Annotated in this window: 19 protein-coding genes; 14 read left to right on the forward strand and 5 right to left on the reverse strand. The window is 58.4% G+C overall.

From position 1 onward, the window contains the following. The first annotated feature begins 171 nt into the window (after positions 1–171). The 12 genes from QEZ52_RS13010 (at position 172) to QEZ52_RS13065 (ending at position 12,022) form a co-directional block, all read left to right on the forward strand. Positions 172–1,848, forward strand: coding sequence for a cytochrome D1 domain-containing protein (locus tag QEZ52_RS13010; RefSeq protein ID WP_406644785.1), 1,677 nt, complete (start codon positions 172–174; stop codon positions 1,846–1,848). Between the two features lie 233 nt (positions 1,849–2,081). Next, positions 2,082–3,884 carry a NapC/NirT family cytochrome c gene (locus QEZ52_RS13015; RefSeq protein WP_406644786.1) on the forward strand — a complete coding sequence of 601 codons (1,803 nt, stop codon included), beginning with the start codon at positions 2,082–2,084 and terminating at the stop codon, positions 3,882–3,884. 72 nt (positions 3,885–3,956) lie between these two features. Further along, complete coding sequence (locus QEZ52_RS13020) at positions 3,957–4,385, forward strand: plastocyanin/azurin family copper-binding protein (RefSeq protein ID WP_406644787.1); 429 nt, start codon at positions 3,957–3,959, stop codon at positions 4,383–4,385. Positions 4,386–4,783: 398 nt separating this feature from the next. Beyond that, complete coding sequence (gene cobA, locus QEZ52_RS13025; RefSeq protein WP_406644788.1) at positions 4,784–5,560, forward strand: uroporphyrinogen-III C-methyltransferase; 777 nt, start codon at positions 4,784–4,786, stop codon at positions 5,558–5,560. Beyond that, the gene (locus QEZ52_RS13030) at positions 5,553–5,870 is read left to right on the forward strand and encodes a c-type cytochrome (RefSeq protein ID WP_406644789.1); all 318 of its coding nucleotides are present in this window, start codon (positions 5,553–5,555) and stop codon (positions 5,868–5,870) included. Before cobA ends, QEZ52_RS13030 begins: the two co-directional genes overlap by 8 nt. Then, positions 5,867–7,018 carry a cytochrome D1 domain-containing protein gene (locus tag QEZ52_RS13035; protein WP_406644790.1) on the forward strand — a complete coding sequence of 384 codons (1,152 nt, stop codon included), beginning with the start codon at positions 5,867–5,869 and terminating at the stop codon, positions 7,016–7,018. Before QEZ52_RS13030 ends, QEZ52_RS13035 begins: the two co-directional genes overlap by 4 nt. Positions 7,019–7,021: 3 nt before the next feature. Further along, entirely contained in the window at positions 7,022–8,011 is a 990-nt protein-coding gene (locus QEZ52_RS13040; RefSeq protein ID WP_406644791.1) for an Lrp/AsnC family transcriptional regulator, read from the forward strand. Further along, positions 8,008–8,460: an Lrp/AsnC family transcriptional regulator gene (locus tag QEZ52_RS13045; RefSeq protein ID WP_406644792.1), complete on the forward strand. Its 453-nt coding sequence runs from the start codon at positions 8,008–8,010 to the stop codon at positions 8,458–8,460. Before QEZ52_RS13040 ends, QEZ52_RS13045 begins: the two co-directional genes overlap by 4 nt. Further along, the gene (locus QEZ52_RS13050; protein WP_406644793.1) at positions 8,457–8,942 is read left to right on the forward strand and encodes an Lrp/AsnC family transcriptional regulator; all 486 of its coding nucleotides are present in this window, start codon (positions 8,457–8,459) and stop codon (positions 8,940–8,942) included. The genes QEZ52_RS13045 and QEZ52_RS13050 overlap by 4 nt, the downstream gene beginning before the upstream one ends. 5 nt (positions 8,943–8,947) lie before the next feature. After that, positions 8,948–10,162, forward strand: a complete 1,215-nt coding sequence (gene nirJ / locus QEZ52_RS13055) for a heme d1 biosynthesis radical SAM protein NirJ (protein WP_406644794.1) — start codon at positions 8,948–8,950, stop codon at positions 10,160–10,162. Between the two features lie 76 nt (positions 10,163–10,238). After that, the gene (locus QEZ52_RS13060; protein ID WP_406644796.1) at positions 10,239–11,774 is read left to right on the forward strand and encodes a cytochrome D1 domain-containing protein; all 1,536 of its coding nucleotides are present in this window, start codon (positions 10,239–10,241) and stop codon (positions 11,772–11,774) included. Continuing rightward, a complete protein-coding gene (locus tag QEZ52_RS13065) occupies positions 11,771–12,022 on the forward strand; it encodes a hypothetical protein (RefSeq protein WP_406644797.1) in 252 nt (83 codons plus the stop codon). The genes QEZ52_RS13060 and QEZ52_RS13065 overlap by 4 nt, the downstream gene beginning before the upstream one ends. A gap of 87 nt (positions 12,023–12,109) precedes the next feature. Here the strand turns inward: QEZ52_RS13065 and QEZ52_RS13070 are convergent, their stop codons facing one another. The 5 genes from QEZ52_RS13070 to QEZ52_RS13090 all read right to left on the reverse strand — a co-directional run bounded on the left by QEZ52_RS13070 (position 12,110) and on the right by QEZ52_RS13090 (position 18,678). Then, positions 12,110–12,823, reverse strand: a complete 714-nt coding sequence (locus QEZ52_RS13070; protein ID WP_406644798.1) for an ATP-binding cassette domain-containing protein — start codon at positions 12,821–12,823, stop codon at positions 12,110–12,112. Continuing rightward, positions 12,820–13,524: an ABC transporter permease gene (locus QEZ52_RS13075; protein ID WP_406644799.1), complete on the reverse strand. Its 705-nt coding sequence runs from the start codon at positions 13,522–13,524 to the stop codon at positions 12,820–12,822. The genes QEZ52_RS13070 and QEZ52_RS13075 overlap by 4 nt, the downstream gene beginning before the upstream one ends. Before the next feature lie 154 nt (positions 13,525–13,678). Beyond that, a complete protein-coding gene (dld, locus tag QEZ52_RS13080; protein ID WP_406644801.1) occupies positions 13,679–15,361 on the reverse strand; it encodes a D-lactate dehydrogenase in 1,683 nt (560 codons plus the stop codon). A gap of 19 nt (positions 15,362–15,380) precedes the next feature. Next, the gene (locus QEZ52_RS13085; RefSeq protein WP_406644802.1) at positions 15,381–17,483 is read right to left on the reverse strand and encodes a TRAP transporter large permease subunit; all 2,103 of its coding nucleotides are present in this window, start codon (positions 17,481–17,483) and stop codon (positions 15,381–15,383) included. A 142-nt stretch (positions 17,484–17,625) separates the two neighbouring features. Continuing rightward, positions 17,626–18,678 (reverse strand): TRAP transporter substrate-binding protein, encoded by a 1,053-nt coding sequence (locus QEZ52_RS13090; RefSeq protein ID WP_406644803.1) that lies wholly within the window; start codon positions 18,676–18,678, stop codon positions 17,626–17,628. Between the two features lie 334 nt (positions 18,679–19,012). Here QEZ52_RS13090 and QEZ52_RS13095 point away from each other — a divergent pair, with 334 nt between their 5' ends. Together QEZ52_RS13095 and QEZ52_RS13100 are read left to right on the forward strand one after the other, a co-directional pair. Next, entirely contained in the window at positions 19,013–19,786 is a 774-nt protein-coding gene (locus QEZ52_RS13095) for a FadR/GntR family transcriptional regulator (protein WP_406644804.1), read from the forward strand. Positions 19,787–19,934: 148 nt separating this feature from the next. After that, positions 19,935–20,270, forward strand: coding sequence for a multidrug efflux SMR transporter (locus QEZ52_RS13100; protein ID WP_406644805.1), 336 nt, complete (start codon positions 19,935–19,937; stop codon positions 20,268–20,270). Positions 20,271–20,328 lie beyond the last annotated feature (58 nt).

The following is a 20,328-nucleotide window of genomic DNA, read 5'->3' on the forward strand; positions in this document are numbered from 1 at the left end:
ACAGCAAATTCTCTCACGCGTGCGTGCCTATTCCTTGTGCCGACAGCGTGCGCACCTGCGACCCTTTGGACCGCCTCACGAAATCGCGAGATCCGTTGACTTTTGTCAAGGAGACCCCAGCGGCCCAGGCGCATGTTCGCACCTGCCTCACCACCCAACTGGAGAGTGATCATGTCACTTGGAATCACCTACAAGAAAACTTCTCGCGCTCTCGGCGTTGGCATTGCGATGCTGCTGGGCAGCGCCGCTGCGCCCGCGTTCGCAAATGAACCCACCCTGAGCGATGAAGCATTTGAAGCATCCAAACAGCTGTACTTTGAACAGTGTGCGGGCTGTCACGGCGTTCTGCGCAAAGGCGCAACAGGTAAAAACCTGGAACCGCATTGGAAGAAAACCGCAGCAGACGGCACCGTCACCGAAGGTGGCACGCTGAAGCTGGGCCAGGAACGTCTTGAAAAGATTATCGCCTGGGGTACCGAAGGCGGTATGAACAACTTCTCGGACATCATGACCGAGCAAGAAATCAAAGACATGTCCACATACATCATGATGGACCCACCTAAACCGCCAGAAATGTCGCTGGCCCAGATGATGGAAACCCGCAAGGTTTACGTCGAAGAAGCCGACTATCCGACCGAGCCGATGCACGGCCGCAACTGGGAAAACTTCTTTGTCGTCATCGAGCGTGACGCCGGTAAAGTGGCCGTTGTCGACGGCGACACCAAAGAAGTGCTGGTTCACATCCCCACCGGTTATGCGGTGCACGTTCTGAAAGCGTCCGAGCACCACAAGATCACCGAGCCTGAAAACCCCGGTCGCTTCTGGTACACCATGGGCCGTGACGGCAAGATGACCAAGATCGACCTGTGGCAGACACCGGACAAGATGTTGGTTTCCGAAGTCAAAATCGCCTATGACGCCCGCGACGTGGCCGTGTCCGGCGACGGCAAATACGTGATTGGTGGCGGTTACTGGCCTCCGCACTTTGCCATCGTTGATGCGCAGACCATGGAACCGGTCAAAGTCGTTTCGACCCGCGGTGTGAACGTCGACGGCGAATATGTCGAAGAAGCCCGTGTTGCTGCGATCTATACCACACCCAACGAACCCACATGGATCGTTGCCGTGAAAGAGCTGGGTCAGCTGTGGCAGGTGGATTACACCGACCTCGACAACCTGAAGATCGACAAGATCGACAGCGCCAAATTCCTGCACGACGGGTTCTTTGACCCAACAGGACGGTACTTCCAGATCGCCGCAAACGCGTCGAACAAAATGGTTGTCGTTGACACCCAGACCCACAAGCTGGAAGCCATGATCGACACCGCAGCTCTGCCGCACCCTGGCCCTGGTGCCAACTGGATCGACCCGAACTGTGGCCCTGTTGCGGGCACCACCCACCTGGGTGTCGGGACTGTGACCGTCTGGGGCAACGACCCTGCAAACAATCCCGACAATGCGTGGAAGGTTTGCTACGAAGTTGAAACCGACGGCCCCGGCCTGTTCGTGCGGACACACCCGAATTCGGATTACATTTGGGCTGACCAGACCAAACACCCGGAGCCGGAAATTCAGCAGTCCGTTCAGGTCATCTCGAAAGAGACCGGCGAGATCGTGAAAACCATCCAGGTTACCGATGTCGAAGGCAGCGCCGCTGTGCACTTTGAGTTCAACGCAGACGGCACTGAAGTTTGGGTCTCCAAATGGAACCTGTCTGACTCGCTGGAGCCAAATGGTGAAATCGTGATCTACGACGCCAAGACGCTGGAAGAAATCGGCCGCGTCAAAGGGCTTTATGCTCCGACCGGCAAATTCAACGTCTACAACCGTTCGAACCACGTCACCTGATGTGACCGGATAGTCCAAATAGAGGGGCGGGCCAGGCGCCCGCCCCTTTTTGCTACTGACATGACAAATGGCGGTGTCGGGATTGCGACGACCGGGGGACACCCGGGCAGGTCAAGAAACACCCGGAATTCACCCCCCGCTCCTTGCAATCCAACACGTAATCCAATGCGCAATCCAACACATGGCGGTCACGCAAATCACCGCCCAATAGAGAGCCAAGATGGAGCCTGGATATGACCCAGACCACCGGTGCTGAACCGAAAAAACCGATCTGGAAGCGGTATTTCCTATGGGGAATGCCGATCGCCGGAATTGCCGGGGCCTTTGTTGCCGGCATCATCTTCTGGGGCGGCTTCAACACCGCCATGGAAGCCACAAACACCAAGGACTTCTGTATCTCGTGCCATGAGATGGAGAATTTCGTCTATCAGGAATACCAGGGCACGATTCACGATGTGAACCGGTCAGGGGTCGGCGCGGTCTGTTCCGACTGCCACGTCCCCAAGGACTGGACCCACAAAATGATCCGCAAGATCAAGGCGTCCAAGGAAGTCTGGGGCAAGATCACAGGCAAGATCAACACCCCCGAGAAATTCGACAAACACCGCCTGCAACTGGCGATGAACGAATGGGAACGAATGAAGGCCACGGATTCGGTGGAATGTCGCAATTGTCACGATTTTGAATCGATGATGCCCGAATTCCAACGCCCCCGTGCCCGCGCGCAGCACATGAACGCGATGAAGACCGGTCAGACCTGTATCGACTGTCACAAGGGGATCGCGCACAAGAATGTGCGTGACCGCGCCGAGGACGAATACCTCGAAGCGTTGGAGGCCCCAGACCCGAAATTCGTGCGGGAAGTGCCACAGGAATACCTGGACAGCCTCGCCCGCGTGGAAGCCAAGGAAGCCGCCGAAGCCGAAGCCGCCAAAGTTGCGAAACAGACCGAAAATGAAGCCATTCAGGCCCGGATCGCGGCTGCCGTCGATGCCGCGCGCGAAGAAGAACGCGCATTGGCAGCAGGCGAGGCCAAGGACGATAGCGCCTCGGGCGCAGATGTTGCCCCGGGTGTGGACTGGAACGCTGTGGCGGCAACCGATCTGACCCTGTTCTACCCCGGTCAGGCGTCGTTTGAATGGGTCCAGAACGGTAAACAGCACGGTGGTGCCCGTCCGTTGACCAAAGGTGGCGATCAATGCACCACCTGTCACGCCAAGGAGCTGGAAACCATCGGCAACAAGGTTGTTGCAGGCGGCGGCGGCAAAAACGATGAAGTCGAGCCCACCCCGATTCCGGGCAAACGCGGCATCATCAATGCAACCGTTCAGGCCGCTCATGATGCAGACAACCTGTATGTGCGGATGCAATGGCCGGATGCGGGCCACTTCCCCGCCCCCTTTGTCGAAGGTGGCAAGATGGACCCGGACAACCAGGTCAAGGTCGCGATGATGATCACCGGCACAGGCATCGAATTGGGTGATCAGGTCGGCTGTTGGGCCACCTGCCACGCGGACAACACCTATATGCCGTTCGATCCGGGTGCAGAGGCGATTGCCGCCAATGGCGATGTGGCCGCTCAGCTGCAAGCCAATGACACGATCACCAAATACCTGTCCGAAAGCCGGACCAAGGTCGAAGTCAAAGGCCGCCGTGGTAAGGCCCAGGGTGGTTGGGACAAGCTGAAAACCCCCGAAGAGCTCGAGCAGCTGCTGGCTGATGGGACCTATATGGACCTGCTGCGTGTCTATGCCGATGGCAGCGCCAGCAATGGGTATCTGCTGGACCGCCGGGTGCAGAATGACGGTGAAATCGCCGCCCAGGCCAGCCTGTCGGCCGGGATCTGGACCGTGGTCTTCTCGCGTCCTCTGAACTCTGGTGCTGTGGGGGATGTGCCGCTGGAAGCAGGCAAAACCTATACTGTCGGCTTTGCCATACACGATGACTATGCTGCTGCCCGTTTCCACCATGTAACGCTGAACACCAGCTTTGCATTGGATAGCGCAGACGCCATGATAAATGTGGTCGGTCAGTAAACGCCCATAAAAAAACAGGCGGCCGGATCTTCCGGCCGCCCTTCCTATTTTATTTGGCAAGGAGATCCGCCAATGCGTCCGCCCCGTCTTCTTTCCCCCGTTCTACTGAGTGCTGCGATCTCTAGTGCGGCAGCGTTTTCCGTTTCCGCCAAAGACGTCGACAAGGCCGCCCTGTGCGCCGAGGCCGAAGAGCGCTATGTCGAGATGTTCGCGGCCCCCTCATCCGAGGCCGAAGGCGTGACAGTTGTCACCATGTACAAATACAACTTCTGCCCGGCGCAGATCACCGTTCCTGTCGGCACAACCGTGCGCTGGGTCAATGTTGACAAGCGCACCAGCCACAGCGTTTTATCTCCCGATGCAGGTATGGTGGAATCCGACCGCGCCTTTCCCGAAGAACATGTGGAATTCACGTTTCTGACCCCGGGCGATCAGAATTACCTCTGCGGCCCACACTGGGAAACGCAAAACATGATCGGCATGGTCACCGTCACCCCGTAAGGGCCGAATTTGGGGGCTCTGCCCCCGCAGCCCTTGGCTGCTCCCCCGAGGTATTTCGAACCAGAAAGAAGACAGTCCTCCCGAGTTTTCAGGGAGGTGTCACGCCACGCGGCATGAGACGCTGTTCCCCGAGCCGCGAGACCGGGTCTCTGACATCGCATAAACCCTGGGTGCCTGTCACGGCCGCGTCCTGGTTCGGAAAAGATGACCCAATTGCGCGAATTTTGACGTGCCTTGCCTTTTGTCAAGGCAGCCCGCCCCGGCCCGTCCCATTCTGCCTTCATGAAACACCCGGCCCCTATTCTGAAGATTTGCGCCCCTGCGGCGACTGCCCGCTTGGGGTCACATCTTTGGACAAAGGCGGCTGCCAGCCAGATTCAAGACGAGCGAGATTTGACATGACCGGTATAGTGTACCTCATCGGCGCAGGCCCTGGAGACCCCGAGATGCTGACCCTGCGGGCCTTGCGGATGCTCAAGGATGCGGATGTTGTCGTCTATGACCGTCTGGTCAGTGAAGACATTTTGGCAATGTCCCCCGATGGCGTGGAAATGATTGCTGTGGGCAAGGCCCCCAAATGTCATTTGGCAACCCAGGATCAAATCAACGACATCCTTGTGGAACAGGCCGGAAAAGGCCGCAAGGTTGCCCGCCTCAAAGGGGGGGATCCGATGATCTTTGGTCGTGGGTCCGAAGAGGCCGCCTATCTCGTGGCGCGCGGCATTGCAGTCGAATACGCGCCCGGGATCACGGCTGCGCAGGGTGCCAGTTGTGTCACCGGTGTGCCGTTGACGCATCGCGGTTTGGCCACCGGTGTTCAATATGTCACCGGGCATCGTCAGGCCGACAAGGTTTTGGATCTGGATTGGAAACGACTGGCCAATCCTGACACGACCCTGGTTGTCTATATGGGTGTCGCCAATATCGGTCAGATTGCCATGGGGCTGATGACTGAAAAGCTGCCGGGATCGACACCGGTCATGGCCGTGGGCCGCGCCACCACCCCCGACGAACGCCGTCTGGTGTCACGGTTGGACAGCATTGCAACAGATGTTCGCAAAGCCGAGCTTTCTGCTCCGACCCTGTTCATCATTGGCCGCGTTGTGTCGCTCTATGCCAAAGAACCCATCACGGAAATCGCGAGGGATCTGATGCAGGTCGGTGGTCATGCCTAGGATCATCGCCCCCAGTTTGGTGTCCCTGTGTCTTGGACTTGGCATCGCACAGGCCAGTGAAACGGTCGATACCGATGCGTTGACCCGGCTGGTGCATCAGGATTGTGGCTCTTGCCATGGGCTTGCGCTCAAAGGTGGGTTGGGCCCGGACCTTCGATCCGAAAACCTGACACATCACAGCCCCGAATCCCTGAAATCCGTGATCCTGGACGGGATCCCGGACACCCCGATGCCACCCTGGCGTCCTCTGATGACGGACGCAGAGGCAGACTGGGTGGCGCGCTATTTGTTGAAACCGGAGGTAGAATGAAACCCCTCACCCTCTCTCTCCTCACCGCCTTGTTTGTCGCGGCCAGCCCGCTCCAGGCCGATACGATCGCGACTGGCGATCTGGGGTTGATCATCGAGCGGGCCAAAGGGTCCGTTCTGTTGGTGGATCAATCCGAACGGGCAACATTGGCCCGCATCGAAGGGCTGGGGGATCTTTCCCATGCCTCGTTGGTTTATTCGCCGGACGAACGGTTTGCTTATGTGTTCGGCCGCGACGGTGGGTTGACCAAAGTCGATATCGTAACCCGCACCATCGCAAACCGCGTCGTACAGGCCGGCAATGCCATCGGCGGTGCCATCTCGGACGATGGCCAACTGGTGGCGGTGTCTAACTATGAACCCGGTGGCGTGCGGATTTTTGACGCTGACACGCTGAAACTGGTGGCGGACATCCCCACCGACAGCAAAACCATCGGTCTGGTTGATGCACCGGGGCGCCGGTTCGTATTCACCATGTGGGACACGGGTGAGACCTGGATCGCAGATCTGTCACAGCCCGACATGCAAATCACCAAGATCACCGACATGGGCGACCGTCCCTATGACGCGCTGATCACCGCCAATGGGCGCACTTATATCACCGGGTTGTTCGGCGAAGACGGTCTGACCGCGCTGGATTTGTGGGACGAGACCCCGGAACCGATCCGGGTGTTGCCGAATTATGGCCGCGGTCAACAGGAAATGCCCGTCTACAAGATGCCCCACCTGGAAGGTTGGGCGTTGACCGGGTCGGAATTCGTGTTGCCTGCCGTGGGCCATCACGAGGTTCTGTGGGTCGATGCCGATACCTTGCAGGAAACCGGGCGCACACAAACCTATGGCCAGCCCGTCTTTGCCATGGCACGCCCCGATGGGCGGCAGGTCTGGGTCAATTTTGCCCATCCCCTGAATGATACGATCCAGGTGATCGACAGTGTCAGCAAAGACATCATCCACGAATTCAAACCCGGCCCCGCCGTGTTGCACATGGAATTCACACCACGTGGGCATGAGGTCTGGCTGAGCGTGCGAGATGCCGGGAAAGTCATGATCTATGACACCCGAACCTTTGAGAAGCTGCGCGAAATCGACGCCGACAGCCCGTCCGGAATCTTCTTTACCGCGCGCGCGCACAGAACAGGGCTCTAAGTCATGCACCACGTAACCGACCCGATTGATCAGACGCTGTTGAATGACTGGCAGCGGGACTTTCCGCTTGTCGACCGTCCCTTTGCCACGCTGGGCCGCGCGGTGGATATCACCGAGGACGAAGTGATCACCCGCCTGTCGCGGATGCGTAAATCCGGACGCATCACCCGCGTTGGCGCCACGATCACGCCCGGAACCGTTTCGGCCAGCACTCTGGCTGCCGTGGCCACACCGCCCGAACAGATCGAAGAGATCGCGGCATTGATCGACGCGGAGCCCGGAGTGAATCACAATTACCTGCGCGAAGATCACTGGAACCTGTGGTTTGTTGCCACCGGCCCGGACACCGATCATGTCGAGGCCACGTTGGCCCGCATTGAACGACGCACCGGGTTGAAGGTCATGGACCTGCGGTTGGTCCGGCCGTTCAATGTGGATCTGGGGTTCTGTATGCGCGGCGACACCCGCGTCGTTCCCAAACCCCGCACAGCTGATACCAGCGTCATGCAACCGGGTGACAAACAAGTGTTGCAGGTGCTGACCCGGGGATTGCCGATCACGTCTGAACCTTTTGCAGAAATTGCCGCACAACTGAACCGCGACGTCACCGAAGTGATGCATCGGATCGACATCCTGACCCGGGCTGCGATCATCTCGCGTTTGGGGGTCATTGTGCGTCATCGGGCGCTGGGTTGGTCTGCCAATGCCATGGTGGTCTGGAACCTGTCGCCGGACCAGATCGACCTGGCCGGACCAGCGCTGGCCGCGCATCCTGGCGTGTCGCTGTGTTATGAACGCCGCCCGGTCGAGGGGCATTGGCCCTATCGGTTGTATTCGATGATCCACGCGCGTTCACGCTCCGAGGCTCTTGCAACTTTGCAAAATGCCACCACGCTGCCCGAACTGGCGGATGTTGAACACAAGGTTCTGTTTTCAACCCGGTGCTTCAAACAGACCGGCGCAATGATCACCCAACGAGAGGTCGCGGCATGACCCAGATCGATACCACCGACCGTTTGATCCTGAACCGGATGCAAGATGATCTCCCTTTGGTTTCAGATCCTTATGCCGTCGTTGCACAGGAACTGGGACTGACCGAAGCCGACCTGTTGTTTCGGCTCAACCGAATGAAGGAAAACCGGGTGATTACCCGGTTTGGTCCCTTCTTTGACGCCGCTGCAATGGGGGGCGCGTTTTGCCTGTGTGCCATGGCGGTCCCAGCCGATCAGTTCGAAGATGTCCTGACCAAAGTCAATGCCCACCCGGAGGTGGCGCATAACTATGAACGCACGCACCGGCTGAACATGTGGTTCGTCCTGGCAACCGAAACGCCCGAGGGGATCGGGGAAAGCGCCGATGCAATCGAACGGGAAACGGGGGTCCCAGTCCTCCGTTTCCCCAAACTTCAGGAATTTTTCATCGGGTTCAGGGTCGCAGCATGACAACGGAAATTTCAGACCGCGAGATCATCGAAGCGCTCCAGGGCGGTCTGCCATTGGTGTCCGCACCTTTTGCAGAAATTGCCGGACGGTTGGACATGCCCGAAGCCGATCTTGTCGCCCGTATCGACGCGATGAAGCAATCTGGTGTTATCCGTCGCATCGCCGCAGCACCCAATCACTACAAACTGGGCATGACGTCAAACGGCATGACCGTCTGGAATGTCGCCGACGACCAGATTGCCAAACTGGGGGCCAAGATCGGGGCCCTGCCCTTTGTCACCCATTGTTATGAACGCCCCCGCGCCCTGCCCGATTGGCCCTATAATCTGTTTGCCATGGTGCACGGTAGCTCACCTGCCGAAGTCGAAGAAAAACGGGAGCAGATCAAAGCGCTGCTGGGCGAAGCCTGTACAAGCAGCGACATTCTTTATTCCACGCGCATCCTGAAAAAGACCGGGCTGCGCCTGCGCAAGAAAGGCTGAGACCTATGTTCCGCCTCACCGAATACATGCACCAGCTGGTCGATCCGACCCCGGTACGCACCCGCCGTGGGTCCGGCCCTGTCAAACCCGTCGTCATCTGGAACCTGACCCGCCAGTGCAATCTGAAATGCCGCCATTGTTATACCGTGTCGGCAGATGTCAAATTCCCCGGCGAACTGTCCCACGACCAGGCGATGACCACGCTCGAGGATCTGGGAGACTTCAAGGTACCGGCCCTCATCCTGTCGGGTGGCGAGCCATTGGACCGCGACGATTGGCACACCATCGCCACCCGCGCACGCAAATTGGTTCGGATGCTGGCCCTGTCGACCAATGGCACCAAGATCCATGGTGAAAACGCCGACAAGATCGCCGACATCGGGTTCAATTATGTAGGTATCTCGCTGGACGGTATTGGCGAGACCAACGATTGGTTCCGCGGTGTCGATGGTGCCTTTGGCGATGCGTTGCGCGGTGTGCGCGAATGCAAAAAACGTGGTATCAAGGTGGGCTTGCGCTTTTGCCTGACCGAAGGCACCAAACATTGCCTGCCTGATCTTCTGAAACTGTGTGATGACGAAGGGGTCGACAAATTCTATCTCTCGCATCTGGTCTATGCCGGGCGCGGCGACAAGAACCGCGGTGAAGACGCCGAACACCAGATGACCCGCTGGGGTCAGGATCTGCTGCTTGAACGCGCCTGGGAGGCGGCATCGGGTGGCAAACCGTTGGACATCGTCACCGGCAATAATGACGCCGACGCCGGTTATTTTCTGCAATGGGCCGCCGAGCGGTTTGACGCAGACAAAGTCGCCCATGTGCGCGATCACCTGTCTGCCTGGGGGGGGAACTCCAGCGGACTGGGCGTGGCCAATATCGACAACTTGGGCCGGATACATCCAGATACCTATTGGTCTGATTACACCGTCGGCAACGTGAAACAGACACCATTTTCCGAACTTTGGACAGGCGACGATCCGATGCTGGCAATGCTGCGCACCCGTCCCCGCCCGCTCAAAGGGCGCTGTGGCGTCTGCAAATTGCAGGATGTGTGCGGAGGCAATACCCGCATTCGTGCCCTGCAGGTGACCGGGGATCCCTGGGCCGAGGACCCGGCCTGCTATCTCGGCGATGACGAGATCGGCGTTGAAGGCAGTGAACGCCTGATCGTGACCCCCTTTCGAGGAAAAAGCCATGACCCGGCGCATAAATTCTTTTGATACGATGGTAGATAGAGCTGCAACACCTGCGCCAGTGGCACGTGAGGGAGCCTCCGGCGGGAGTTTCTTGAGCAAGATGAAAAGAGCAGGTTCCGCTATCTCGCTCGGGCTGTTCTTTGTCGCAAACAGCGCCATGGCCGACCCATCAGCGCATTACACCGAGTTCTGCGCTGATTGCCATGGTGCCAACCGTTTGGGCGGTGTCGGGCCAGCCCTGATCCCCCAGACATTGAAACGCATGCGCGGCCCCAAGGTCGAAGCCGTGATCCGGGACGGCCGCGTGGCCACACAGATGCCGGGGTTCTCCGAAAACCTGGATGACGTGGCCGTGGCTGAACTGGCCAACTATCTTAAAACCCCACTGGCCCAGGTCCCGGCCTGGGGCGAAGCCGAGATCATGGCCAGCCGCACCCTGGACGCGGACTATGTCGCCGCGGACGCGCCAGTCTGGTCTTCGGACCCGATGAACATCACACTGGCCGTGGAAACCGGAGATCACCATGTTTCGGTTCTGGATGGCGATACGTTTGAAGTTCTGGACCGCTTCGCCACGCCATTTGCCGTGCATGGGGGCCCCAAGTTTGACCCTACCGGGCGCTATGTTTTCATCATGTCGCGCGATGGCTGGGTACAGAAATACGACATCTGGTCCCTGAAGCAGGTGGGCCGCATCCGCGCCGGCCTGAACAGCCGAAATATCGCCATGTCCAGCGATGGTAAATGGGTGGCCATCGCCAACTATCTGCCCAATACGCTCACCATCCTGTCGACCGACGACCTGTCGGTGGCGAAGGTTGTCGAGATCAAGGGAAAAAAGGGCATCCCGAGCCGCGTTTCAGCCGTCTATCAGGCCCCCCCCCGCGAAAGCTTCGTCCTCGCGCTCAAAGACGTGCCCGAGATCTGGGAGGTCTTTTATGGCAAAAACCCACCTCAGTTTGGGTTCGCACATGATTACCGCATCGAAGGCCCGATCAAGAATCCCGATCCCTTCCCGGTGCGCAAAATCACAACACCGGATTACCTCGACGATTTCTTCTTTGATCAGACCTATGAATACGTCATGGGAGCCAGCCGCGACGGCAAGGGCGGTCAGGTCATCGACTTGGTGATCGGCCACAAGATTGCCGACCTGGATCTGCCCGGCATGCCGCACCTGGGATCTGGCATCACCTGGAAATACGGCGACTCCACCGTCATGGCCACACCGCATCTGACCGATGGTGTGGTATCGGTGATCGACATGAAAACCTGGGAAACCGTCAAACGGATCGAAACCGAAGGCCCCGGTTTTTTCATGCGCAGCCACGAAAAAACCCCCTATGTCTGGGTTGATGTGTTCTTTGGCCCCAACAAGGACGCCATGCATGTGATCGACAAGCAGAGCCTTGAAATCGTCAAGACCCTGCGCCCGGCACCGGGCAAAACCGTGGCCCATGTGGAATTCACCCGCGATGGTTCATACGCTTTGGTGTCGATCTGGGAAGAAGACGGTGCGGTGATCATCTATGACGCCACAACCCTGCAAGAGGTCCGCCGCCTGCCGATGCGCAAACCATCCGGGAAATACAACGTCTGGAACAAGATCACCTTTTCCGAAGGAACCAGCCATTGACCAAAAAGGATGACACCTCAGGGCGTTGGCCGGTGTGGAAATTGTCGGTCATGATGTACCCCTTTGCCGCTGGCACCGTGGCGATCAACCTCTACTTCATCGGGTTGATCAGCCATATCAGCGGCTACGCGGCCATCGATCCGATCACAGCGCTGGTTTGGTCCATCCCGCTGGGTGTTCCCGCAGGTTGGCTGTTTGGCCGTTGGGCTCGCAAGCTGATGGATCAGGCGGACGGCCATATCGATTGAGCCCGTCTGTTTCTTTCTAGTTCCAAATACCTCAGGGGGTCCGGGGGACAGCGTCCCCCGTTGCCCCTACGGAAGGCATGGCGCACATCATTCCACAATATCGCCGCGCAGAAACGCATCTGCCTGCGGCCTGCGCGGCCCATCAAAGAAATCCCCAGCCGCGCTGAATTCATGGATCCGCCCATTCAGCACAAAAGCAACCTCGCTGGCCAGCCGCCGTGCCTGCCCCATGTTGTGCGTCGACATGATCAACCGCGTTCCTGCCGCCGCTGCGCCCAGCAAAATCTCTTCGATCTCGCGCGTCGCGCGCCCGTCCAGCGCCGCACAGGGTTCGTCCAGAAACAACACTTCCGGTGCCCGGATCAACGCCCGCGCCAGCGCCAGCTTCTGACGCTCTCCCCCTGACAGCATCAGCGCCGAACGGGCCATGGCATACTGCAGACCGACCCGTTCGGCCCACTCTTCGGCACGCGCGCGGGCCTGTTTTTTGGGGATACCGATCAATTGCAATGGATAGGCAATGTTGTCGCGCACCGAACGGCGCATCATTACCGGGGTCTGAAACACAAACGCTTGTCTCTGCTGGGCCGCGTCTGGAGGGCAATTCCATCGCACTGACCCCGCCGACAAACGGGCAATACCGTGCAGCATCCGCAACAACGTGGTCTTGCCTGCACCATTGGGCCCGATCACTGCCGTGACCCCCTCTGCTTGGAGAGTCAGATCAACGGGACCGACCAGAACCTTGCCCCGGCGACGCACCACCGCGTCCTTGGCAATCAGGGGAAACAGACCGCTCACCACCGGCCCTCCTGTTCTGTGCGCGTCAACCAATGGATCGCAAGGTTCACCGCAATGGCCATTCCGATCAGGATGAACCCCAGGGCCAGCGCCAGACCAAAATCGCCCTTGCCGGTTTCCAGCGCAATGGCCGTGGTCAGCACCCGGGTCACGTGGTCAATATTGCCGCCCACCACCATGATGGCCCCGACTTCGCCAATGGCGCGGCCAAACCCGGCAAGCGAAGCGGTCAGCAAAGCACGACGCCCATCCCACAACAGCGCCTTGATCCGTTGGAAATAGGTCGTGTGCATGGAGATCAGCAGGTCATGGTAGTCCGACCACAGCTCGCGCAGCGACTGATGGGCGATTGATGCGATCAACGGAACGATAATGATCACCTGCGCAATGATCATCGCTGTTGGCGTATACAACAACCCCAACACCCCAAACGGGCCCGAGCGGCTGAGAAAGACATAAACCACCAGCCCGACAACGACCGGCGGCAGCCCCATCAGCGCGTTCAGCACGGCAATCGTGGTGCGGCGGAACCGGAACCGGCGCACCGCCAACAATGCACCAAACGGCAAGGCAATAGCTGATGCGATGGCCAGCGCGCTCAGCGTCACCTGAAGGGAACGCAAAGTGATTTCGACCAGATCCGAATCCAGCGATATCAGCAAAAAGAAAGCCTGGGACACGCCGTCCCACAGATCCAACATCGTCTTTTTGCCCTCGCGCGCGCAAATTTGTTCCGGGTATACTCGGAAAAACCACGTCTGATGCGATCAGGGAAGCCCAAAAACCACCGGGTCGCGGCCCGTCTGCGTCACTTTGGCGGGTCTGGCGGTGTTTTTGCCCCGGAAACCGCCGCTGTCAGGTGTAATTTCGGTTACGCGACATCTTGCCAATGCCGGGGTTCATGGAATTGGTGGGGTCGATGGACTGGTAAAAGTCGGCCAGATCGGGTTTGGCGGCATAGAGATGACCGACATTATGTTCGGCCGGATACTCTGCACCGCGTTTGTCCAGCAGCTCGAGCATCGCAGCCTTGAGCGCCTTGGGATCACAGCCTTTTTTGACGATATAGTCCTGATGCAACACATGGCACATGAAATGGCCATAATACAGCCTGCCGACCAGCTGATTGGATATCTCGGTTGGCAGATCCTCGAACCAATCGCGGTCATTGCGGCGCAGCGCGATGTCCAGAGCAATGATGTCCTCGACCTGTTTTTTGTGGACAGCCATATAGCGCACCGCTGCACCGGCAGCAGCAAAACGCAACAAACCCGCCATTTTGGCCTCGCGCGCATCGCATTCAAAAAACGCCAATGCGCCCTGCCCGGCCAATTCACTCAGCAAAGTCCGGGCCTCGTCTATGCCGCCATCGCGCATCTTCAGGATCAAATGATGCGGATGCTCCTGACGATATTGGCGCATCCGGCGTGGCAGGATGTCGGGCCACAGCCGAGACACGAACTGCATGAAACGGTCCGTAAACCGGGCCATCCCCGGGATACCGGCCAGCCGCGCATCCATGGCACCCTTCATGGCAAAGAACATCGGCAGCCGGTCTGTGCCCAGCTTGTCGATCATCACCATTGTGTCCTTGCCGTAGGTATCGGAAATGTCGAACACGTCCCGATGCAGGTATTCGGCACTGACCGGCAGGGTCTGAAATCCGGACAGGATGCGACGGCGCAGCTCGCTTAGCGCGCCGGTATCCCCGGTCCCGATATAGAATGTGCGCTCGTCCTCGTTGACCGGATAGGTGTCCAGCCGAACGGCAAACACCGCCAACTTCCCCGCACAGCCCGCTGCTTCGTACAGACGCGACTTGTCGGCATTGAACCGCGCCGGGCTGGGTGCATCCACATCGCGCACCCGCTGGGCATAGTCCGACGAAGACGCCTTGCGGTTGTCGGTTTCGATGTCCTGTGGGCCATAGTCGCCCGCCTCCAGCCGAGACAGGATCTCTTCGGGGGTGGTGCCCAGGGCGATACCCAGATGGTTGACCAGTTCCAATGTGCCGTCCGTCGTGATCCTGGCGAACAGGGAAAGTTCGGTATAGGACGGCCCGCGTTCGACCAAAGACCCGCCGGAATTATTACACACGCCCCCCACGATGGACGCCCCAATACAAGAGGACCCGATCACCGAATGCGGTTGCCGCCCGATTGGGGCCAACAGCTTTTCAAGCGCAAACAGGGTCGAGCCGGGAAAACCGATCACCTGTTTGCCCTCGTTGATCAGCTGCAACTGATCCATCCGCCGTGTGTTGATCAACACCACATCCCGATCATAGCGGCCTTTGGGCGTTGATCCTTCGGTCAGGCCGGTGTTGGCCGCCTGCATGATCACAATCTTGTCCGCCGCGACACAGGCCTGCAGCACGCGCCATTGCTCCGTGAGTGTGGCAGGCTGAACAACGGCCAGCGCTTCCCCCTCGCCCGAGCGAAAACCCTTGCGAAAGCGTAGCGTCTGTTTGGCACCAGTCAGCGTGTGGCGCGACCCCACAATGCTGCGCAGCTGGCGGACAAGATCCTGATCGGTCATGGGCTCTGTCTCCTCTGGCTTAGTAAGCCACTGACGGCAGCCAGGTCGCAAGAGCAGGCCACAGGAACACAAAGGCCAGACCGGTCAGCTGCAGGATCACAAACGGGATGATGCCTTTGTAGATATCGGTCAACCTGATCTCAGGTGGACAGACGCCCTTGAGATAGAACAGCGCGAACCCCACTGGCGGCGTCAGGAACGACGTCTGTAACGTCACGGCCACCAGGATTACAAACCACACCAGCGCGGGTTCGTCGATGGCACCAAAACCGGGAATATCCAACCCCAACCCGTTCACGATCGGGCGCATCAACGGCAGCACGATCAAAGTGATTTCAATCCAGTCCAACACAAACCCCAGAAGGAAGACGATGAACAGGATCATGATCACGGTGCCCGTGGCACCAAACCCAGTGCCGCCGATCATATCTTCGATCAACGCATCCCCACCCAATTCACGCAGAACATAGGAGAACACCGTCGCCCCCAGGAAAATGGCAAAGATATAGGCCGTGGTGTTGAACGTCGCCTTGAGCACATTGACCAGTTTGGCCAGCGTCAGCTTGCGATACCCCAGCGCCAGGACCGTCGCGCCCAATGCCCCCACGCCCGAGGCTTCGGTCGGTGTGGTCACACCGGCAAAGATCGACCCCAGAACCGCCAGGATCAGACCCAGCGTCGGCAGCACCGCGATCAACACGTCCTTGACCGCGTTCCAATCCGGGCGTTTCGCACCGGCAGGCACAGGGGCCACATCGCGTTTGATCAGGGCGATAACAAAGATATAGGTCAGATACAGCGCCCCGATGATGACCCCCGGGAATACCGCAGCCATGAACAGATCACCAACGGACAGCGCCATCTGATCCGCCATGATCACCAACATGATCGACGGTGGGATCAGGATACCCAATGTGCCAGAGGCAGACACAACACCGGCGGCCAGCGATGGCGAATATTTCTGTTCCATCATCGACGGCAGCGACAGCACGCCCAACAGCACCACGGACGCGCCGATGATTCCGGTCGAGGCCGCAAGGATGATGCCGATCATGGTCACGGTGATCGCCAGACCGCCACGCACCGTACCGAACAGACGTTGCATCGACGTCATCAACCGTTCGGCCACTCCGGATTCATCCAGCATCAGCCCCATGAAAATGAACATCGGCAACGCCACCAGAACCGCATTGGACATGGTGGCATAAACCCGGTTCACCACCGCGCCCAGCGTCAGGTAATCAAGACCGGTCAGCGTCTCTTCCAACCCGGTCCAGTTCATCATGCCGTTGTCGAACAGATAGGCCAGCCCACAATAGGCGACCCCAACACCGGCCAGCGTCCAGGCCACCGGGAACCCGGTGAACAACAACGCGATGAATGTCAGGAACATCGCAATGACCAGCTTTTCCTCGGTGCTGTGCACCAGGAAGGTCAGCGCCACGGCCACCACACCAAAGCCCAGCAGCGCCCAGACGATCAGGCGCAGGCCCTTGCCCTCGCGCTCTTCGGCGAGATTGGTAAACAAGGCGTGGCCATCATGGATCAAGCGCGCCAAAGCTGCCAAAGCCAGCAAGACAAAGCTGATCGGGATCACGGCCTTGAGCGCCCAGCGGGCTGGCAGGCCGGTGGGGCTGCTGGAGCGTTCGTTCACCCGCCAGCTTTCGTAGAAATAGTCATACCCCTGATCAATCATCAGATAGATGAACGGGACAATCAGAGCCAGAATTCCGATCACTTCGATGATCCGCTGTGCGCGACGCGACAGCTGCATATGCAACAGGTCAACACGGACATGGCTGTCCGTGACCAGAGCATAGGAAATGCCGATCATCGTGACCAGCCCGTAGAAATGCCACTGGATTTCGTCCAGTTTGGGATAGTTCTGGTTCAACAGATATCGCATCGACACCTGGGACACGATGGCCGCCACCAGCAGCAAATTGGCCCACATGACGACATTGCCGATGCCTTTGACGGTTTTGTCCAGCGCGACGGCAACGGTCTGCCGGTCCTGATCGTCATGTTCAAGAATGTGTTCGTAAACTTCGATCGGATCGTCCGATGCCCGGTTCTGCGTCCGGTCAAGTCCAGCGTCGCGGGGGTGGGTATTATCGGCCATTTTCTCCTCCTCAGGGTCCTGGCAGTGCGGCTCGTGGGGGGCGAAAACGTGCCCGCGGCAAATTTGGAAAATGTCGAAAATCAGCAAATGGACAGGAGCAGCCGGGGTGGACTGGCCGCCCCTGTCCGGGGCGCAAGTGAAATTACTTGCGCGGGAGGAAGGCGTTTTCCTTCCACACGGCATACCCGTCGCGGAAGCCATTCATGTCACCCAGAACCTTGGCAAAGAATTCGTTGTTGGCGGCCTCTTCGGCGGCAACGTCGTCCCAGGTGCTGCGGAACGTGGCGAGCATTTCGTCGTTCCACTGTTTGATCTGCACACCGTTGTTTTCAACGTTGTCGATCAGGGCGGCGTGTTGGATCGCTTCGCCTTCGGCAAAGCTGTCGGTCATCGACGCCTTGCAGGCGTTTTCGATGATGGCACGGTGCTGTTCGGATGCACCGTTCCAAACGTCCTTGTTCACAAGCAGTTCAAACACGGTCGCCTGCTGGTGCCAGCCGGGGAAGTAGTTGAATTTGACCAGCTTGTGAAAGCCCAGACGCGCGTCGATTGCGGGCATCGAGAATTCGGTGGCGTCAATTGCGCCTTTTTCCAGCGCAGGGAAAATTTCACCACCAGGCAGCAGCGACGTGGCCACGCCCAGTTTCTGCATCACTTTGCCACCCAGACCAAAGAAGCGCATTTTCAGGCCCTGCAGGTCATCGGGGCTGTTGATTTCCTTGGCGAACCAACCCGACGTTTCCGGGGCAATCACGGCACAGGGCAAAACATGCACATTGTACCCGGCCTGATCATACATCTCCTGATACAGGCTCATCCCGTTGCCGTAATACAGCCACGCCATGTATTCGCCCGCCTCGGGGCCAAACGGCACGGCGGAAAACAGCGGTGCGGCCGGGATTTTGCCCGCCCAATATCCGGCAGTGGTATAGCCCGAGTTGATCTTGCCCGAAGACACAGCATCCAGGATTTCAAACGGCGGAACCAGTTTGCCCGGTTCATACACCTTCATTTTTAGTGTGCCACCCGACATCAGATCCAACTGTTCGGCCACCCGCGGAATGGGCGAACCCAGACCCGGCAGCGACGTGGAAAACGCGATCGGGGTTTTCAGCAGCATCTTGTCTGCAGCCATGGCAGCCGGTGCGGTCAACAGCGACGCGGCAACGGCCAATGTGGTCAGGGTCTTTTTCATGTCATCTCCTCCAGAGTGCGTGTCAGCCGTCCCCACGGCCGTCTTGGGCACCACATTGCGTGGCATGCTTGGTAAATATTGTTGACCACGCATTTTGGTCAACAACTTTATTTACCACCAATGTCATTCACTGGATCAAAATCTCGCATATTCTCAGAACAGAAATTTCAGGAAATATTTCCCGATTTTTGGAAGTTTTGTTTTTTAACATAAGATTAGTTCACCCCAACCTCTACGTAGTTCTGGGTATTCCCTGCTTGCAATGCAGCTATGCAGTGGTAAAATAAAAAGACGACCAAAAAAATTGTCGCGCGAACCAAAAGGCCCAAAACCGATGACCGACACCAGCCCATTCGACCCCGTCGGACACGAATCAGTGGCCATCGCGGTGGTCGATCAAATCGAATCGATGATCGTTGACGGCATCCTCAAGGAGGGGCGCAAGCTCCCCTCGGAACGGGAACTGTCCGATGCCATGGGCGTGTCGCGCCCCAAATTGCGCGAAGCCCTGCAGATCCTGGAGGAACGCGGGCTGATCCATGTGCGCCATGGCGAAGGCAGCTTTGTCGCGCAGCTGACCGGTCGGGCCATGTCCCCCGCTCTGTTGTCGCTATACGCGCGCCATGGCAATGCGTTCTACGACTATCTCGAATACCGGCGCGAACAAGAAGCCTTTGCCGCCCGCATGGCAGCCGACCGGGCCACACAATCCGACAAGGACCGGATCCGCGAAATCATTCGCGACATGCAGGTGGCCTGGGAACAGGATGATTCAGACGCGAGCCAAGAGGCCGATTTGCGCCTGCACGTCGCGGTCGTAGATGCCAGCCAGAACACCACGCTCATCCATATGATGGCTTCGATCTATGATCTGACGCGCCAGGGCGTCTTTTATAACCGTGAATTCCTGCGCACCATGGATGGCACGGGCAAGGCGCTGCTGGATCAGCATATTGAAATTGCCGATGCGATCCTGAATGGAGATCCGGACCGGGCGGAAACTGCTGCCCGCGTTCATATGGATTTTGTCGAAAACTCATTCCGCAAGGGTCAGGAACAATTGGAACGAGAGGCACGGGCTGCAAAACGGCGCAAACTGTCTTTCTGACCCAACGTCGTACACTGTGATTACAGAAGTATGGCCGCCGGATGCCGCACAGGTGACGCATCTGGGACTGTCGCCACAGGAAAATTTCCGCTACTCGGGTACAACGCCCGTCCCCTGACAGGCCCATTCAATTGTGGAGAGGCCGCCCATGCCGGTACAATACCTGTATCTTTTCATTGCTGTTGCTGCCGAAACCATTGGCACCACGGCCTTGCAGGCCAGCCAACAATTCTCTCGGCTGGGGCCATCGCTGATTGTCATCGTGGCCTATGCGTTTTCGTTCTATATGATGGGTTTGACGCTCAAACTGATGCCGGTGGGAATTGTTTATGCCATCTGGTCCGGACTGGGGATTGTCCTGATCGCAGCCATCGGTTTTGTCGTCTTCGGACAAAAGCTGGACCTGCCGGCCGTTCTGGGCATGGTCATGATCGTTCTGGGCATTCTGGTGATACACCTGTTTTCCAACAGTTCGACCCACTAGAGCCCCAAAATCCGCCATTAATGCCGCAAAGATGCATTTTCTCTGGCCTTCACCAGAG

The organism is Aliisedimentitalea scapharcae, from assembly GCF_045277565.1.
GTDB classification, from domain to species: domain Bacteria; phylum Pseudomonadota; class Alphaproteobacteria; order Rhodobacterales; family Rhodobacteraceae; genus Aliisedimentitalea; species Aliisedimentitalea scapharcae.

What these genes read in the sequence shown, in the direction of transcription:
- QEZ52_RS13010 (WP_406644785.1), top strand. Translation starts at nt 172, where the DNA reads ATGTCACTTGGAATCACCTACAAGAAAACTTCTCGCGCTCTCGGCGTT.
- QEZ52_RS13015 (WP_406644786.1), top strand. Translation starts at nt 2,082, where the DNA reads ATGACCCAGACCACCGGTGCTGAACCGAAAAAACCGATCTGGAAGCGG.
- QEZ52_RS13020 (WP_406644787.1), top strand. Translation starts at nt 3,957, where the DNA reads ATGCGTCCGCCCCGTCTTCTTTCCCCCGTTCTACTGAGTGCTGCGATC.
- cobA (WP_406644788.1), top strand. Translation starts at nt 4,784, where the DNA reads ATGACCGGTATAGTGTACCTCATCGGCGCAGGCCCTGGAGACCCCGAG.
- QEZ52_RS13030 (WP_406644789.1), top strand. Translation starts at nt 5,553, where the DNA reads ATGCCTAGGATCATCGCCCCCAGTTTGGTGTCCCTGTGTCTTGGACTT.
- QEZ52_RS13035 (WP_406644790.1), top strand. Translation starts at nt 5,867, where the DNA reads ATGAAACCCCTCACCCTCTCTCTCCTCACCGCCTTGTTTGTCGCGGCC.
- QEZ52_RS13040 (WP_406644791.1), top strand. Translation starts at nt 7,022, where the DNA reads ATGCACCACGTAACCGACCCGATTGATCAGACGCTGTTGAATGACTGG.
- QEZ52_RS13045 (WP_406644792.1), top strand. Translation starts at nt 8,008, where the DNA reads ATGACCCAGATCGATACCACCGACCGTTTGATCCTGAACCGGATGCAA.
- QEZ52_RS13050 (WP_406644793.1), top strand. Translation starts at nt 8,457, where the DNA reads ATGACAACGGAAATTTCAGACCGCGAGATCATCGAAGCGCTCCAGGGC.
- nirJ (WP_406644794.1), top strand. Translation starts at nt 8,948, where the DNA reads ATGTTCCGCCTCACCGAATACATGCACCAGCTGGTCGATCCGACCCCG.
- QEZ52_RS13060 (WP_406644796.1), top strand. Translation starts at nt 10,239, where the DNA reads ATGAAAAGAGCAGGTTCCGCTATCTCGCTCGGGCTGTTCTTTGTCGCA.
- QEZ52_RS13075 (WP_406644799.1), bottom strand. Translation starts at nt 13,524, where the DNA reads ATGTTGGATCTGTGGGACGGCGTGTCCCAGGCTTTCTTTTTGCTGATA.
- dld (WP_406644801.1), bottom strand. Translation starts at nt 15,361, where the DNA reads ATGACCGATCAGGATCTTGTCCGCCAGCTGCGCAGCATTGTGGGGTCG.
- QEZ52_RS13085 (WP_406644802.1), bottom strand. Translation starts at nt 17,483, where the DNA reads ATGGCCGATAATACCCACCCCCGCGACGCTGGACTTGACCGGACGCAG.
- QEZ52_RS13090 (WP_406644803.1), bottom strand. Translation starts at nt 18,678, where the DNA reads ATGAAAAAGACCCTGACCACATTGGCCGTTGCCGCGTCGCTGTTGACC.
- QEZ52_RS13095 (WP_406644804.1), top strand. Translation starts at nt 19,013, where the DNA reads ATGACCGACACCAGCCCATTCGACCCCGTCGGACACGAATCAGTGGCC.
- QEZ52_RS13100 (WP_406644805.1), top strand. Translation starts at nt 19,935, where the DNA reads ATGCCGGTACAATACCTGTATCTTTTCATTGCTGTTGCTGCCGAAACC.